The organism is Rhodanobacter soli (genome assembly GCF_040548735.1).
GTDB classification, from domain to species: Bacteria; Pseudomonadota; Gammaproteobacteria; order Xanthomonadales; family Rhodanobacteraceae; genus Rhodanobacter; species Rhodanobacter soli_A.
Map to the genome: position 1 here is coordinate 928,091 of NZ_JBEPSD010000001.1, position 14,742 is coordinate 942,832.

General features: G+C 67.6%; 13 protein-coding genes. 7 read left to right on the forward strand and 6 right to left on the reverse strand.

Going from position 1 to position 14,742, the window contains the following annotated elements; genetic code table 11:
• Positions 1-42 precede the first annotated feature (42 nt).
• Positions 43-858, reverse strand: a complete 816-nt coding sequence (gene lgt, locus ABIE04_RS04425) for a prolipoprotein diacylglyceryl transferase (protein WP_354547362.1) — start codon at positions 856-858, stop codon at positions 43-45.
• Positions 859-1,088: 230 nt separating this feature from the next.
• On the opposite strand from lgt, the gene ABIE04_RS04430 reads away from it, so the two are divergent.
• The gene (locus tag ABIE04_RS04430) at positions 1,089-3,050 is read left to right on the forward strand and encodes an alpha/beta hydrolase family protein (protein ID WP_354547363.1); all 1,962 of its coding nucleotides are present in this window, start codon (positions 1,089-1,091) and stop codon (positions 3,048-3,050) included.
• A 101-nt stretch (positions 3,051-3,151) separates the two neighbouring features.
• Here the strand turns inward: ABIE04_RS04430 and ABIE04_RS04435 are convergent, their stop codons facing one another.
• The 4 genes from ABIE04_RS04435 to ABIE04_RS04450 form a co-directional block, all read right to left on the reverse strand.
• Complete coding sequence (locus ABIE04_RS04435) at positions 3,152-3,655, reverse strand: TPM domain-containing protein (protein WP_354547364.1); 504 nt, start codon at positions 3,653-3,655, stop codon at positions 3,152-3,154.
• Entirely contained in the window at positions 3,655-4,533 is an 879-nt protein-coding gene (locus tag ABIE04_RS04440) for a TPM domain-containing protein (protein WP_354547365.1), read from the reverse strand. The genes ABIE04_RS04435 and ABIE04_RS04440 overlap by 1 nt, the downstream gene beginning before the upstream one ends.
• Positions 4,533-5,150, reverse strand: a complete 618-nt coding sequence (locus ABIE04_RS04445; protein ID WP_354547366.1) for a LemA family protein — start codon at positions 5,148-5,150, stop codon at positions 4,533-4,535. Before ABIE04_RS04445 ends, ABIE04_RS04440 begins: the two co-directional genes overlap by 1 nt.
• Before the next feature lie 84 nt (positions 5,151-5,234).
• A complete protein-coding gene (locus ABIE04_RS04450; protein ID WP_354547367.1) occupies positions 5,235-5,609 on the reverse strand; it encodes a diacylglycerol kinase in 375 nt (124 codons plus the stop codon).
• 276 nt (positions 5,610-5,885) lie between these two features.
• Between ABIE04_RS04450 and ABIE04_RS04455 the strand changes: the two genes are divergently transcribed.
• The 6 genes from ABIE04_RS04455 to ABIE04_RS04480 all read left to right on the forward strand — a co-directional run bounded on the left by ABIE04_RS04455 (position 5,886) and on the right by ABIE04_RS04480 (position 13,689).
• Positions 5,886-7,436 carry a peptide MFS transporter gene (locus ABIE04_RS04455; protein WP_354547368.1) on the forward strand — a complete coding sequence of 517 codons (1,551 nt, stop codon included), beginning with the start codon at positions 5,886-5,888 and terminating at the stop codon, positions 7,434-7,436.
• A gap of 55 nt (positions 7,437-7,491) precedes the next feature.
• A complete protein-coding gene (locus tag ABIE04_RS04460; protein ID WP_354547369.1) occupies positions 7,492-8,766 on the forward strand; it encodes an ATP-binding protein in 1,275 nt (424 codons plus the stop codon).
• Positions 8,767-8,838: 72 nt separating this feature from the next.
• Positions 8,839-9,423 carry a response regulator transcription factor gene (locus ABIE04_RS04465; RefSeq protein ID WP_354547370.1) on the forward strand — a complete coding sequence of 195 codons (585 nt, stop codon included), beginning with the start codon at positions 8,839-8,841 and terminating at the stop codon, positions 9,421-9,423.
• 245 nt (positions 9,424-9,668) lie between these two features.
• Entirely contained in the window at positions 9,669-11,897 is a 2,229-nt protein-coding gene (locus ABIE04_RS04470; RefSeq protein ID WP_354547371.1) for a TonB-dependent receptor, read from the forward strand.
• Between the two features lie 164 nt (positions 11,898-12,061).
• Complete coding sequence (locus tag ABIE04_RS04475) at positions 12,062-13,231, forward strand: sialidase family protein (protein WP_354547372.1); 1,170 nt, start codon at positions 12,062-12,064, stop codon at positions 13,229-13,231.
• Positions 13,228-13,689, forward strand: coding sequence for a hypothetical protein (locus tag ABIE04_RS04480; RefSeq protein WP_354547373.1), 462 nt, complete (start codon positions 13,228-13,230; stop codon positions 13,687-13,689). The genes ABIE04_RS04475 and ABIE04_RS04480 overlap by 4 nt, the downstream gene beginning before the upstream one ends.
• Before the next feature lie 6 nt (positions 13,690-13,695).
• On the opposite strand, the gene ABIE04_RS04485 is transcribed toward ABIE04_RS04480, so the two are convergent.
• Positions 13,696-14,697, reverse strand: a complete 1,002-nt coding sequence (locus ABIE04_RS04485) for an isoaspartyl peptidase/L-asparaginase family protein (RefSeq protein WP_354547374.1) — start codon at positions 14,695-14,697, stop codon at positions 13,696-13,698.
• Positions 14,698-14,742 lie beyond the last annotated feature (45 nt).

A 14,742-nucleotide genomic window follows, 5' to 3' on the forward strand; every position in this document is an offset into this window, starting at 1 on the left:
CGGCTGCGCAGGGCGGGCACTGCCCGCCCTGCAAGAGCTGCGTCAGACGCTGGCCAGCGGCAAGGTCGGCGCGCGGCGCGACAGCGCGAGCAGTACCAACCCGATCGCGATCAAGGGCAGCGACTGCATCTGCCCCATCGTCACCCACTGCGTGCCGAACAGGTAGCCAAGCTGCGGGTCGGGCACGCGCACGAACTCCACCGCAAAGCGGAAGCAGCCGTACAGCAACGCGAACAAGCCGGAAACCAGGTAACGCGGGCGCGGCTTCAGCGAGACCAGCCACAGCACCACGAACATCACCACGCCCTCCAGCAGCATCTCGTACAGCTGCGAGGGATGCCGCGGCAGCCGGTCCGGCGCCTGCGGGAAGATCATCGCCCACGACACGTCGCTGGGCTTGCCCCACAGCTCGCCGTTGATGAAGTTGCCGAGCCGGCCCAGGCCCAGCCCGATCGGCACCAGCGGCGCCACGAAGTCGATGGTGTCGAAGAAGTGCAGCTTCTGTCTGTGCGACCACCACCAGCCCGCGGCCAGCACGCCGAGCAGGCCGCCGTGAAAGCTCATGCCGCCGTCCCATACCTTGAACAGGGTCTGCGGTGCGGTCCAGATCCAGTCGATATCGGCGTAGAACAGCATGTACCACACGCGCCCACCGACGATCACACCCAGCATGCCGTAGAACAGCAGATCGCCCAGCGCATCGCGGCTGACCGGCAGGCGCCCACGTCGGCGGCGGTATTCGCCCAGCACCGCCACGAAGAAAAAGCCAAGCAGGTACATCAGCCCGTACCAGTGCACCTGGATCGGACCGAGCTGGAAGGCGACGGGATCGAAATCGACGACGTAGGGCTGGGACATGGCGACCGCACTGACTGACAAAGGCCAAGTGTAGCGGGACGCCAGCGCCGGCGGCGGCAGCTCTTCCGCCGCGACGTTCGCAAGAACTAGAATCCTTCCGTATATCGTCCGCACCAGGGGAGTCTGGACGAGGGTTGCACCACCGCTTTGCCAGGGATGTCCGCATCCGGCCGGGCCGCCTCGCTCCAGACGGCCGGATTCATCGCACGGAGCTTCAGGGGAGAAAACCGATGTCGTACCGTCTTGCGCGGACCATGCTGTCCGCCGCCTGCCTGTTGTTGCCCGCCGCCGCCACGGCCGCCGATTTGGTTCCGGTGGAGGACTTCGCGCGGCATGCGCCGCTGTCCATGCCACGACTGTCGCCAGACGGCAGGCATCTCGCCGTCAACATAAACGATACCGACGGCGATTCGCATGCGCTGGCCGTCTACGACGTGGCCGACATGAGCAGGCCGGTCAGCCTGCTGCGCCTGCCCAAGTACGAGTTGGCCGTCGGCATCACCTGGGTCGACAACACCCGGCTGGTGGTGGAAAAAGGCAAGCAGCTGGGTTCGATCGACAAGCCCGTTGCCACCGGCGAGGTGATCGCCACCGATTTCGACGGCAAACACCAGGACTATCTCTACGGCTTCGAAAGCAAGTTCGGCAAGCGCGCAGGCACACGCGGTACCGACCGCGGGTGGGGCTTCGTGGCCGGTCAGCCGACGCCGGCCGACGGCCGCTTCTACATGACCACCTACAGCTGGGAAAGCGAGGACTTCAGCACCCTGTACGACGTCGATGCGGGCAAGAACACACGCCGCCTGATCGGCCAGATCAAGGTGGGTGGACTGAACTTCATGGTCGGCGCTGACGGCAAGGCCCACTACGCCTACGGCCGCAATGACAACTGGGACTACGTGGTCTACCACCAGCAGGCCGGCGGTTGGGCGCAGATGGCCGCCGCCCAGATCGGCGGCAGCTTCACCCCCATCTTCTTCGCGCCTGACCGGCAACGCGTCTACGCCCACTACGACGCAGGCGGCGGCCCGACCGCCCTGGTCGAACAGGACGAGAATGGCGGCAACCGCAAGGTACTTGCCAGCGACGGCTTCAGCAGCATCGGCGACATCGAATGGACGGCGTTGCCGTATCAACCGTTTGCCACGGCGCTGGCCACGGGCGTACCGCAGACAAGTTATATCGACGCCACCACACCAACGGCAAAACTGCACCGTGCGCTGAGCCAGAAGTTTGCCGGCCATGTCCAGTTCGTCGACTTCAGCGAGGATGGCAGCAAACTGCTGTTCTGGGTCAGCAGCGACCGCGACCCGGGCACCTACTATCTGATCGACACGCATAACTACAAGGTGAGCAAGCTGTTCGCCGTGGCACCCTGGATCGACCCGGCGAAGATGGCCGAGCGGCGCCCCATGCGCTTCAGGACCAGCGACGGCATGGAACTGGAAGCGATCCTCACGATTCCCAAGGGCGTTACCCAGAGCAACCTGCCGATGGTGCTGCTGCCGCACGGCGGTCCGATCGGTGTGCAGGACGACTGGTACTTCGATAACGATGCGCAGTTCCTCGCCAGCCGCGGCTATCTCGTGCTGCAGGTGAACTACCGCGGCTCCGGTGGCCGCGGCGAGAATTTCCAGGAGGCCGGCTACCTGAAATGGGGCACCCGCATCCAGCAGGACCTGATCGACGGCGTGAAGTGGGCCATCGCGGAGAATTACGCCGACCCGAAGCGGGTCTGCGTCTACGGCGGCAGCTTCGGCGGCTACTCGGCGATGATGACCACGATCCGCGCGCCGGGCATGTTCAAGTGCGCGGTCGGTTACGCCGGCATCTACGACCTGAAGATGATGTACAAGAAAGGCGACATCCGCGAGGACAAGTCCGGCCGCAGCTACCTGAACACCGTCATCGGCAAGGACGATGCCGATCTCGACGCGAACTCGCCCACCAGGCTGGCCGACAAGATCGACGTGCCGGTGCTGCTGATCCACGGCGAAGACGACAAACGCGCACCGTTCGCGCAGGCCAAGGCGATGCGGGCCGCGCTCGACGCCGCGCACAAGCCATACGAGTGGTTGAGCAAGCCGGGTGAGGGTCACGGCTTTTACGACGAAAAGAACAACATCGAGTTCTACAACCGGCTGCAGGCATTCCTGGAGAAGAACATCGGCCCCGGCGCGTCCGCTCCCTGATCATCTGCGGCAGGCTGGTCGGGAAGGCGCTTCGGCGCCTTCCCTGTTTTTTGGGCACGCTGGATTGCGGGCAAGCGGGCCATCTGCGAAACGCACCTCTCTCAGAGCAGCACCGGCCGATCCGCGAGCTCGTCGGGATTGGCCTTGCCATCGCCTGGGAAATGCCGCTCCAGCAACACGTTCGCGGCGGCGATGCCGGCGAGGCTGCCCTCGCGCCACTCTCCGCGCGCATAGCATTCGCGCATGCGCGCGCAGATCGCATCCCACTCCTCCGCCGCCACCTTCGCCGCGATGCCGCGGTCGGCGATGATCTCGATGCGGTGCTCGGCCATCAGCACGTAGAACAGCACGCCGCTGTTGAGTTCGGTATCCCACACGCGCAATTGGGCAAATACCTGGCGCGCGCGGGCCGCGGCGTCGAGGCCATCCAGCACGGCCAGCGGCGCCAGCCGCGATTCGACCGCAAAGCGGATCTCGCCCAGGTGATGGCGTTCGCCCGCAGCGATCGTCGTGGCCATCTCATCCAGCAGTACCGCCGGAAAGCGCCGCGACAGCTGGAACCAGCCGCCGAACAGGTTCGTCCACAGTCGCTGCATGCGCGCCATCACCAGCTCCCCGAAGAACCGCCGCCGCCGAAGCTGCCGCCGCCACCGCTGAAGCCGCCACCGCCGAAACTTCCGCCGCCGCTGCCGCCACCCCAACCGCTGCCCCCGAAGCCGCCCCAGCCACCGCCACCGATCGAGCGGCCGGCACCGCCGGGCATCAGCATCAACACGCCGCCGATCAACGCACCGAGGATGCCCGCGCCCATCGAGATCAGCAGCCACAGCAGCCCGCCGACCGCCACGGCACCCAGCGGCGCACGGAGCCATGCCCGGGCCCGGCCGAAGATGCCGCGCAGGAACAGCGCCACGAACACGGCGATCATCAAGCCCTGCTCCAGCCCGAGGCCGGAACGCTCGTCGCCGGGCGAGCCCCGCACCGGCGGCGGCAGCGGCTCGCCGTCGATCAACTGGGTCAGTGCGCCGACCGCGTCGCTGATGCCGCCGAAGTAGTCGTTGCTGCGGAACTTCGGCGCGATGTACTCGCGGATGATGCGCGCGGTGGCGGCGTCGGGAATCGCCCCCTCCAGGCCATAACCCACCTCGATGCGCACGCGCCGATCGTCCTTCGCGACCAGCAGCAGCACACCGTCGTCGGTGCCCTTGCGGCCCACCTTGTTCGCCTCGGCCACCGCCAGCGAATAGCCCTCGATATCCTGCTCGCCGGTGCTGCCGACCATCAGCACTACCAGCTGCGCGCCCTTGGCCCGTTCCAGCGCCGTCAGCTGCGCGTCCAGCTGGTCGACCTGCTGCGTGGTCAGCGTGCCGGTGAGATCGGTGACGTGCCGTGCCAGTTTCGGCACGGCGTCGGCCGCGTGCAGCAGCACCGGCAGCAGCAGCGCCAGCAGCAGCCAGCGGCGCGGGAAGCGCCAGGGCATCATCAATGCGTCGCGGCAGGTGCCGGCGCGGTGGTGCCGAAGTCCACCTTCGGCGCGGTGGAGATCGCCTTCTCGTTGTCCACGGTGAAGTTCGGCTTCACCTTGTAGCCGAAGATCTTGGCGGTCATGTTGTTCGGGAAGGTGCGGATCATCCCGTTGTATGCCTGCACCGCCTGCACGTAGCGGTTGCGTGCCACCGTGACCCGGTTCTCGGTGCCTTCCAGCTGCGCCTGCAGGTTCTGGAACAGGCCGTCGGCCTTCAACTGCGGGTAGTTCTCGCTGACCACCATCAAGCGCGACAGCGCGTTGCCCAGTTCGCCCTGCGCGGCCTGGAACTGCTGCAGCTTCTGCGGATCGTTCAGCGAATCGGCATTGACCTGCAGGCTGCCGACCTTGGCGCGCGCTTCGGTCACCTCGACGAAAACTTTCTCCTCGTGCTGGGCGTAGCCCTTGACCGTGTTGACCAGGTTCGGCACCAGGTCGGCGCGGCGCTGGTACTGGTTCAGCACTTCGGACCAGGCTGCCTTGACCGCCTCGTCCTGCTTCTGGATGGCGTTGTAGCCGCAGCCGCTCAGGCCGAAGGCAAGCAGCAACAGCACGAGATTGCGCAGAAGTTTCATGGAGTCGCTCCGATCCGGTGGAAAGCCATTCCATCATCCCACGCCACCTGCCGCAATCGTGTCAGCACGGGGTGAACGCGTGCGCTAACCGAACAGGCGCGGCCCGAGGATCAACGCCCAGCTCAGCACCACCAGCACCAGCAGCACGAATACCGCAGCCGAGCCCATGTCCTTGGCGCGCCCGGCCAGCTCGTTGAATTCCGGGCTGACCTTGTCGACCACGGCCTCGATCGCCGAATTCAGCAGCTCCGCCGACAGCACCAGCATCGGCGCCAGGATCAGGATGAACTTCTCCACCCCACCGTGGCCCAGCCACAACCCGAGCGGGATCAGCACCACCGCCAGGCAGGCTTCCAGCCGGAACGAGGCCTCGTGCCGCCAGCCGGCCCGAAGTCCCTTCATCGACCACAGGAATGCGTTCCACACCTGCTTGGGGCCGCGAAAACCTTCGGCGGCCATCAGCGATGCCGCCCCGCCGGCCGCAGGCGCTCCAACGATATCAGTGCAGCGATGGACATGGACGGCAAACTCCCCTGGAACAGGCCGGTTCGAGCGACCGATGATGCCACAAGCGCCGCCGCCAAGCGTCCGCCGCGGGTTCGGCGTCTTGCCGCAGTGCAGCTACACCGTGATGGCGAATGGGTTACGCTTCGTCGGTTGTGGCCCATTCAGGGGCCGCACGGCACTGGCGCGTGCCGGCACGTCGCCACGGTTTGGATCACGCACGGAAAACATATGGCAACCCAGAACCCACCCGTCTCGCAGACGCGGTCATTCAGCACCGTCTTCCTGATCGAAATGTGGGAGCGCTTCGGCTTCTACGGCATGCAGGTGTTGATGGTCACCTACATGGTGAAGCGGCTCGGCTTCGTCGACAGCAAGGCCAACCTGATCTGGGGCGCTGCTGCGGCACTGATCTACGCCACGCCGGCGATCGGCGGCTGGGTCGGCGACAAGCTGATCGGCACCCGCCGCACCATGCTGCTCGGCGCCGTGGTGCTGACGCTGGGCTACGCGATGCTGTGGATTCCCACCAACAACGCCTACTTCCTGTACATCGCGCTCGGCGTGATCATCGTCGGCAACGGCTTCTTCAAGCCGAACGCCGGCAATCTGGTGCGCAAGGTCTACGAGGGCGACGACACCAAGATCGACAGCGCCTTCACCATCTACTACATGGCGGTGAACATCGGCTCGACCATCTCGATGCTGCTGACCCCGTGGATCCGCGACTACGTGGGCGCCAAATACGGCGACGCCTGGGGCTGGCACACCGCGTTCGGCGTTTGCGCGATCGGCCTGATCCTCGGCCTGGTCAACTACACGCTGATGCATCGCACGCTGGCGCACATCGGCTCGCCGGCGGACGAGAAACCGGTGGACGTCAAGCGCCTCGGCGTGGTTCTTCTGGCCGCGATCGGCATGGTGTTCGTCTCCGCCTTCATCCTGCAGGACCAGACGGTCGCCAAGTGGTGCGTGTACGCCGCCGGCGTGGTGATCCTGGGCATCTTCGTGCACCTGATCCGCAGCAGCGAGCAGCATGAGCGCGCCGGCCTGATCGCGGCGCTGGTGCTGACCGCGCAGACGATCTTCTTCTTCATCTTCTACCAGCAGATGTCGACCTCGCTGAACCTGTTCGCGCAGCGCAACGTCGACCTCTCGTTCAACCTGTTCGGCCTGCACCTGTTCAACTGGATTCCCGAGCAGTTCCAGTCGCTCAACGCGATCTGGATCGTGCTGCTGAGCCCGGTGCTGGTACTCGCCTACAACACCATGGGCAAGGTCGGCAAAAACCCCTCGGTGGCGGCCAAGTTCGCCTGGGGCTTCGCCGCGGTGGCGATCGGCTTCTTCATCTACGGCGTCGGCGCCCGCTTCGCGGTGAATGGCCAGGTCTCGTCGTGGATCATGGTGTGGGGCTACGGCCTGTATTCGCTGGGCGAGCTGCTGGTCAGCGGCCTGGGCCTGGCGATGATCGCGCGCTACGTGCCGGCGCGGATGGGCGGCTTCATGATGGGCGCCTACTACGTGGCCTCGGGCATCTCGCAGTACCTGGGCAGCGTGGTGGCGAACTTCGCCAGCATCCCGACCGACATCAAGGACCCGCTGGTGTCGCTGCCGATCTACACCGCGCTGTTCAACAAGCTCGGCTTCGCCGGCATCGCCTGCACGGTGATCGCGCTGGCGATGCTGCCGCTGATGAAGAAGCTGTCGAGCAGCCATTCCGACTCGGTCGCCAACAACCTGCTGCCGGCCGTGCGCAGCGAGGAATTCAACACGCCGGCGTGATCCGTCGCGCACCGCGCGCCGGTTCCGCCGGTTTCAGCAAGTCCGGATGATCGCCATGCCGCACCGGCCCACCCAACGCCTCGGCCCGTTTGCACTGACGCGCACGCTGGCCTGGCTGCGAATCTGCGCCATCGCCGGCCAGAGCGCCGCCGTGCTGGTCTGTGCCTGGTGGATGCGCCTGGACATCCCGCTGCTGCCGTTGCTGCTCGGCATCGGCCTGCTCGCGGTGTTCTCGGTGTTCGCCGCATGGCGGCTGACCCAGCCGTGGCCGCTGCGCGAATGGGAAGCGGTCGGCCACATCGCCTTCGACACGCTGGTGCTGGGCTACCTGCTGTACTTCACCGGCGGCGCCAGTAACCCGTTCATCACCCTGCTGCTGGTGCCGATCGCGCTCAGCGCGGCGGCGCTGTCAGGGCGGTCGGTACTGGCGGTGGCGGCGCTGGCCGGCGTCGCCTACGTGATCCTGCTGTACTCGCACGTGCCGCTGCCGATGCCGCTGCACGAGAACTCGCCCAGCCGCTTCTCGCTGCACGTGGCCGGGATGGGCGTGAACTTCGTGATCATGGCGCTGCTGCTGAGCTTCTTCATCAGCCGCCTGGCCCACGTGCTGCGCCTGCAACAGCTCGAAGTGCAACGCGTGCGCGAACGCGCGCTGCGCGACGAAGGCATCCTGGCCATCGCCACCCAGGCCGCCGGCGCCGCGCACGAACTCAACACGCCGCTGTCGACCATGCGCACCCTGCTGCCCGAGCTGCGCCGCGAGCACATTGGCGACACCTCGCTGGCCGAGGATCTGGAGCTGCTGGAAGGCCAGGTCGACCGCTGCCGCACGATCCTTCGCGAAATGGTCGCGTTCGGCAAGGCGCAGCTTTCGCAGGAGCCGGAACGGCTCGAGGTGGCCGCGTTCATCCACGGCTGCCTGGAGCGCTTCCAGTTGCTGCGGCCCGAGGCGGAGCTGGATCTCACGCTGGATCAGGAGATCGCCCGCGTCGTGCTGCGCACCCCGCCAGGTCTGCGCCACGCACTGCTCAATTTGCTGAACAACGCCGCCGACGCTTCGGCCGTCAACCACTCGCACGCAGTGGCGCTGCAGGTCTCGCGCGACGGCGAGTGGCTGCAGTTGAGCGTGCGCGACCACGGCCCCGGCTTCGGCACCGACGGCGAACTCACCCTACTCGGCTATTCGCAGAAGCAGACCGGGCTGGGCATCGGCCTGGCTCTGGCCGAAGCCACCGCCGAACGGCTCAACGGCGAACTGATCGCGCGCAATGCCGAACGCGGCGCCGAGGTATGCCTGCGCCTGCCGCTGGCGGTGATCGCCGAAAAATAGCTCGCCGGACGTGCAAGTCTCGCCGCTTCGGGCAAGAATGAGCCACTGATCCACACGCAGGAAACACCACCGATGACCGAGTTGCCCCATGCCGCCACGGCGCGCCCGCTGCTGCTGGTCGACGACGACGCCACCTTCCTGCGCGTGCTGGCGCGTGCGCTCGGCTCGCGCGGTTTCGAGGTCATCACCGCCACCAACTTCGACGAAGCGCGCGCGCTGACGCGCCGGCACAACCCGCGCTACTGCGTGCTCGACCTCAAGCTGGGCGAGGAAAACGGCCTGCGCCTGATCCCCGAGCTGCATGCTCTGGTACCCGACCTGCGCGTGCTGCTGCTGACCGGCTACGCCTCGATCGCCACCGCGGTGGAGGCGATCAAGCGCGGCGCCCACGATTACCTGGCCAAGCCGGTCGACGCCGACGCCGTGGTGCGCGCCCTGCTCGACGGCGACAACGACAGCGACGACAGCGACCCGCCCGACGCCCCCGAACAGCCACTGGCCTTGCGCCGGCTGGAATGGGAGCACATCCAGCGCGTGCTCACCGAATGCGACGGCAACATTTCCGAGACCGCCCGCCGCCTCGGCATGCACCGCCGCACCCTGCAACGCAAGCTGAGCAAGCACCCGGTACGCGAACGCCCCGACCGCGAAGAGTGACCCGCATTTGTAGGAGCGCACCCTGTGCGCGATGCTCTTCGTCACATGACGGAAAGCATCGCGCACAGGGTGCGCTCCTATACGCATTCCCAGCGGGGCACCTTTAGGCATGCCCGCGCATCCTATCGCCGACCCCCGCTGCGACAACGCGCCATCTGTCGCGTGCATGGCAGCGGACTATCCTTGCAACCCTAGACCACCATCCAGAGTGTCGCTTGAACGCCCTCACGCTCGGCTTTTGCGCCATGGCGCTTGCAGTTGCCAGCCACCCGCTGCTGGCCGCCGATGAACCCGCCCCCGCCACCACCACGCTCGCCCCGGTCTCGGTGCACGCCAGCGACACCATGGTGATGGAAACGCCCAGCGTGCAGGTACGCGTCACGCGGCAGAAACTGCAGCAGCAGAACCTCACCGAAAGCGCCGACGCACTGAAGTACGCGCCGAACATGATGGTGCGCAAACGCTATATCGGCGATCCGAATGCGGTGATCAGCGGCCGCAACGCCGGCACCCTGCAGAGCGCGCGCAGCCTGGTCTATGCCGACGGCCTGCTGCTCTCCAACCTGATGACCAACGGCTGGGATGGCGCGCCACGCTGGGGCATGGTCGCCCCCGAGGAAATCGGCGCCGTCGACATCCTGTACGGGCCCTACTCCGCGCTGTACCCGGGCAACTCGCTGGGCAGCACCGTGCTGATCCACACCGTGTTGCCGCAGCAGCTGACGGCCAGCGTGAGCACCCAGTTCTTCAGCCAGGACTACCGCGACGCGTACGGCGCCGGCGGCCACTACAACGGCCACCAGGCCGCCGCCACGCTAGGCGACAAGCAGGGCCGCTGGAGCTGGCTGCTGGAATTCAGCCGGCTCGACAACCACGGCCAGCCGATGCAGTACGCCACCGCGAAGGCCGGCGGCGATGCGGCCGCGGCGGTGCCGGTCAGCGGCGCCGTGCTGGATCGCAACCCGAACGGCTCGCCGCGGCTGGTGTACGGCGCCAACAGCATCGAGCACACGGTGCAGGACCAGGCCAAGCTGAAGGTCGGCGTCGATGTGACCGAACAAGTGGCCGCGCTGTTCACCGTCGGCTGGTGGCACAACCGCGCCGAGGATCGCACCCGCAGCCTGATCCATGGCGCCGATGGACGACCGGTCGCCGGCGGCGTGATCAGCGCAGCCGGGCAGACCTGGACCCTGCCGGCCAGCGGCCTGGCCCCCTCCTCGGCCAGCGACACCCACCTGCTCTACGGCGTCGAGTTGAACGGCCGCCTCGACAACGGCTGGCGCTGGACCGCGGTGGCCAGCCACTACGACTTCCTGCGCTCGCAGGCCGCCACGGCCAACCTGGCCGAACCCGGCATCCCCAGCGGCGGCCCCGGCACGATCGCCGACAAGGCCGGCTCCGGCTGGGATACCTTCGACCTGCGCAGTTCCGGCCCGCTCGGCGACCGCCACATGCTGTACGCCGGCGTGCACGGCGACCGCTACGTGCTGGACAGCCGCGTGCGCAACGCCAGCGACTGGCGCGGCGATGCCGATGGCGCGCGGGTCAGCGCGTTCGCCGGCCGCACGCAGACCCGCGCGCTGTACCTGCAGGACGTGTGGAGCTTTGCCGAAACCTGGGCGCTGACCCTGGGCGGCCGGCTGGAACAGTGGCGCGCCTACGGCGGCCTGCGCGCGAATGCGGTCGACACGCTGCACTACGCCGACCGTCGGCGCACCGATTTCTCGCCCAAGGCGGCGCTGAGCTGGGACCTCGCCGACGGCTGGGAATTGCGCCTGGCCCACGGCAAGGCGGTGCGCTACCCGACCGTGACCGAACTGTTCCAGGGCAGCCTGTCGGCCAACGCGATCGTCAACAACAATCCCGCGCTCAAGCCCGAGACCGACGAGTCCACCGACCTCACCCTGACCCGTCATCTCGACCACGGCCACTGGCGCGTCTCGCTGTACCAGGACCGCATCGCCGACTCGCTGTACTCGCAGACCGACATCACCGTCACCCCCACCGTCACCAGCGTGCAGAACATCGACCGCATGCGCAGCCGCGGCATCGAGGGCGAGCTCGGCCTCACCGACCTCTGGCTGGACGGCCTCGACCTTTCGGCCAGCCTCGCCCTCAACGATGCGAAGACGCTGCAGGATCGCCAGTACCCGCTGGCCAACGGCAAGACCTTCCCGCGCATCCCGAAAGTCCGCGCCAGCGTGTTCGCCGACTACCGCTTCGCGCCGCAGTGGGACGCATCGCTCGGCATCCGTCACTCCGGCCGCCAGTACGGCACGCTGGACAACAGCGACTACGTGGACAGCTACGGCGCGGTGAGCCGCTTCACCGTGGCCGACGCGAAACTGCGCTGGAAATTCGCGCCGGGCTGGACCGCCGCGCTCGGCGTCGACAACCTCACCGATGAACGTTACTGGGTCTACCATCCCTACGCCGGCCGCACCTGGTTCGGCGAGCTGCGCTGGGAGCTGTGATGTCCCCGCCATGCTCCTCCCCCTGCCTGCAGGGGGAGGTCGGGAGGGGGTTACGCTTTTGACTTGAAGAGCAAGAGCACCCCACCCCGACCCTCCCCTGCGACCGAAGGAAGTCCCTTTGGGGCAAGCAGGGGAGGGAGCAAGGCTTACTTCGAGGAACCGTGATGCGCCACCTGCTGATCGTCCTGCTCTGCCTGCTCTCGCCTGCGCTGCTCGCGCACGACGGCATGCGCATGGAGATGCCGAAGAACGGCCCGGAGCTTGGCGCCAGCGCGGCGTTCGACAGCCACGGCCGGCTGTGGCTGGTGGACGCGGCGGACGGCCACGTGCGGCTGCGCCATTCCGACGATGACGGCCGCACGCTGAGCGCGCCGGTCGAGGTGAACGCCACGGCCGAGCGCATCTACGCCGAAGGCGAGAACCGCCCGAAGATCGCGTTCGGTCCACACGACGAAATCTACGTCAGCTGGTCGCAGCCACGCGCCGAGCCATGGACTGGCTTCGTGCGCTTCGCCCGCTCGCTGGATCGCGGCGAACACTTCAGCGCCCCGCTGACCGTGCACCACGACCGCACCGAGATCACCCACCGCTTCGATGCGCTGGCGGTGGACGGCCATGGCCGCATCGTGATCGCCTGGATCGACAAGCGCGACGTGATCGCCGCCACCGCCGCCGGCAAGCCGTACCTGGGCGCGGCGATCTACTACAGCTGGTCGGACGACGGCGGCGCCAGCTTCGTGCCCGAGCGCAAGCTGATCGACCAGAGCTGCGAGTGCTGCCGCATCGCGCTGGCACGCACGCCCGATGGCGAAGTCGCCGCGTTCTTCCGCAGCATCCATGGCGACAACATCCGCGACCATGCCTATGCCGTGTTGCGCACGGACGGCCAGGCCAGCCAGGCCGCACGCGCCACCTTCAGCGACTGGCAGATCGCCGGCTGCCCGCATCACGGTCCCGGCCTGGCGATCGGCCGCGACGGCATCCGCCACGCCGTGTGGTACGAGTCCAAGGACCAACCCACGATCTGGTACGGCCAGCTCGATCCCGGCCACGCACCGAAACATCCGCTGGCGATCGCCGGCAGCGGCGCCAGCCACGCCGACGTGGCCGTACACGAGCAGACCGTGTGGGTGGCCTGGAACCAGGTCGGCGCCGACGGCTACGCGCTGATGCTGCGTCGCTCGACCGACAACGGCGTCCACTTCGATGCCCCACGCGACATCGCCCGCAGCAGCGGCGCAGTGGGTTCGCCGCAACTGCTGCTGAAACAGGGCCGCGCGTTCGTGGCCTGGAACACCGCCACCGGCTTTCGCCTGGTCGAGGTGCCACGATGAAACGCCTGCTGCTCGCGTTCCTCCTGTGGCTGCCGACGCTGGCCTGCGCCGGCACGCTGCAACCGCTGGCCGCCGCCGACGTCCCCGCCCTGCTGCAGCCGCCGGCGCACGGCATGCGCATCCTTGCCCTGTGGTCGCTCGACTGCGCCTACTGCGAACCGAACCTCGAAGCGCTGGCCGCACTGCAACGCGCCGACCCGCGCGAGATCGAACTGGTCACCGTGACGACCGACAGCATCCAGTTGCGCACGGCGATCGAGGCGCGCCTGCGCAGCATGAAGATGGACGTCTATCCCGCGCGCGCCTACGCCGAAGCCTCGCCCGAACGCATCAACTTCCTGCTCGACCCGAACTGGGGCGGCGAAACCCCGCGCGTGCTGGTGATCCGTGCCGACGGCAGCCGCCGTGGCATCAGTGGCGCGCTGACGCCCGCGCAGCTGCACAAACTCCGGCCCTGACCTGCCTCACGGCTGCGCGACGCTATCGGCCGGCGCCGGCGCCGGCAACTCCGCGGTGCCGTCGTCCTCGTCGCCGTAGATCGCCACGTGCGGCACGCCATCGGCGCCGATCCAGCCGCGGTACATGCCGTCGGTGTTGAACGGGATCGAGATGTGGCCCTCCGCGTCCAGCGCGATCGCGCCGCCGCTGCCGCCCATCGACGGGATCTCCTGGTTGATCACCTCGGCGGCGGCGCGCTTCAGCGGCACGCGCATCTGGGTGACCTTCATGCAGATCTCGTGCGCGGCCACCGTGCGGATGTAGAACTCGCCCCAGCCGGTGCCGGAGACCGCGCAGCCGCTGTTGGCATAGGTGCCGGCGCCGATGATCGGCGAATCGCCGATGCGGCCCCAGCGCTTGTCGGTCATTCCGCCGGTGGAGGTGCCGGCGGCGAGGCGGCCTTGCGCGTCCAGCGCCACCGCGCCGACCGTGCCGAAGTGTTTGGCCGTCTCGACGTCCGCATGCGGCTGCTTCGCGGCGTCCTCCTTCAGCGCTTTCTGCAGTTGCTGCCAGCGCGCCTCGGTGCGGAAATACGACGGGTCGACCAGGGCGATGCCGTGCTCCTTCGCGAATGCCTCGGCGCCCGCGCCGGACAGCATCACGTGCGGCGACTGCTCCATCACCGCGCGCGCCAGCAGGATCGGGTTCTTCACCCGCTGCACGCCGGCCACCGCGCCGGCACGCAGCGTGTTGCCGTCCATGATCGCCGCGTCCAGCTCGTTGGTGCCGTCATGGGTGAACACCGCGCCCTTGCCGGCGTTGAAGTTCGGATCGTCCTCCAGCACGGTGATCGCCGCGGCCACCGCATCCAGCGCGCTATCGCCCGCCTTGAGACGGGCGTAGCCGTTCTGCAATGCCTGGGTCATCGCCGTGCGCACCGCCTGCTCCTTCGCCGGCGTCATCTCGCGCTTGATCACGCCGGCGCCGCCATGGATCACCAGCACGGGCGGGACGGCGGCATGGCTCATGGCGCTGATTCCGAAGGTGGCGAGGGCTATGAACAGGCGATGCGG

What these genes read in the sequence shown, in the direction of transcription:
- lgt (WP_354547362.1), bottom strand. Translation starts at nt 858, where the DNA reads ATGTCCCAGCCCTACGTCGTCGATTTCGATCCCGTCGCCTTCCAGCTC.
- ABIE04_RS04430 (WP_354547363.1), top strand. Translation starts at nt 1,089, where the DNA reads ATGTCGTACCGTCTTGCGCGGACCATGCTGTCCGCCGCCTGCCTGTTG.
- ABIE04_RS04435 (WP_354547364.1), bottom strand. Translation starts at nt 3,655, where the DNA reads ATGGCGCGCATGCAGCGACTGTGGACGAACCTGTTCGGCGGCTGGTTC.
- ABIE04_RS04440 (WP_354547365.1), bottom strand. Translation starts at nt 4,533, where the DNA reads ATGATGCCCTGGCGCTTCCCGCGCCGCTGGCTGCTGCTGGCGCTGCTG.
- ABIE04_RS04445 (WP_354547366.1), bottom strand. Translation starts at nt 5,150, where the DNA reads ATGAAACTTCTGCGCAATCTCGTGCTGTTGCTGCTTGCCTTCGGCCTG.
- ABIE04_RS04450 (WP_354547367.1), bottom strand. Translation starts at nt 5,609, where the DNA reads ATGGCCGCCGAAGGTTTTCGCGGCCCCAAGCAGGTGTGGAACGCATTC.
- ABIE04_RS04455 (WP_354547368.1), top strand. Translation starts at nt 5,886, where the DNA reads ATGGCAACCCAGAACCCACCCGTCTCGCAGACGCGGTCATTCAGCACC.
- ABIE04_RS04460 (WP_354547369.1), top strand. Translation starts at nt 7,492, where the DNA reads ATGCCGCACCGGCCCACCCAACGCCTCGGCCCGTTTGCACTGACGCGC.
- ABIE04_RS04465 (WP_354547370.1), top strand. Translation starts at nt 8,839, where the DNA reads ATGACCGAGTTGCCCCATGCCGCCACGGCGCGCCCGCTGCTGCTGGTC.
- ABIE04_RS04470 (WP_354547371.1), top strand. Translation starts at nt 9,669, where the DNA reads ATGGCGCTTGCAGTTGCCAGCCACCCGCTGCTGGCCGCCGATGAACCC.
- ABIE04_RS04475 (WP_354547372.1), top strand. Translation starts at nt 12,062, where the DNA reads ATGCGCCACCTGCTGATCGTCCTGCTCTGCCTGCTCTCGCCTGCGCTG.
- ABIE04_RS04480 (WP_354547373.1), top strand. Translation starts at nt 13,228, where the DNA reads ATGAAACGCCTGCTGCTCGCGTTCCTCCTGTGGCTGCCGACGCTGGCC.
- ABIE04_RS04485 (WP_354547374.1), bottom strand. Translation starts at nt 14,697, where the DNA reads ATGAGCCATGCCGCCGTCCCGCCCGTGCTGGTGATCCATGGCGGCGCC.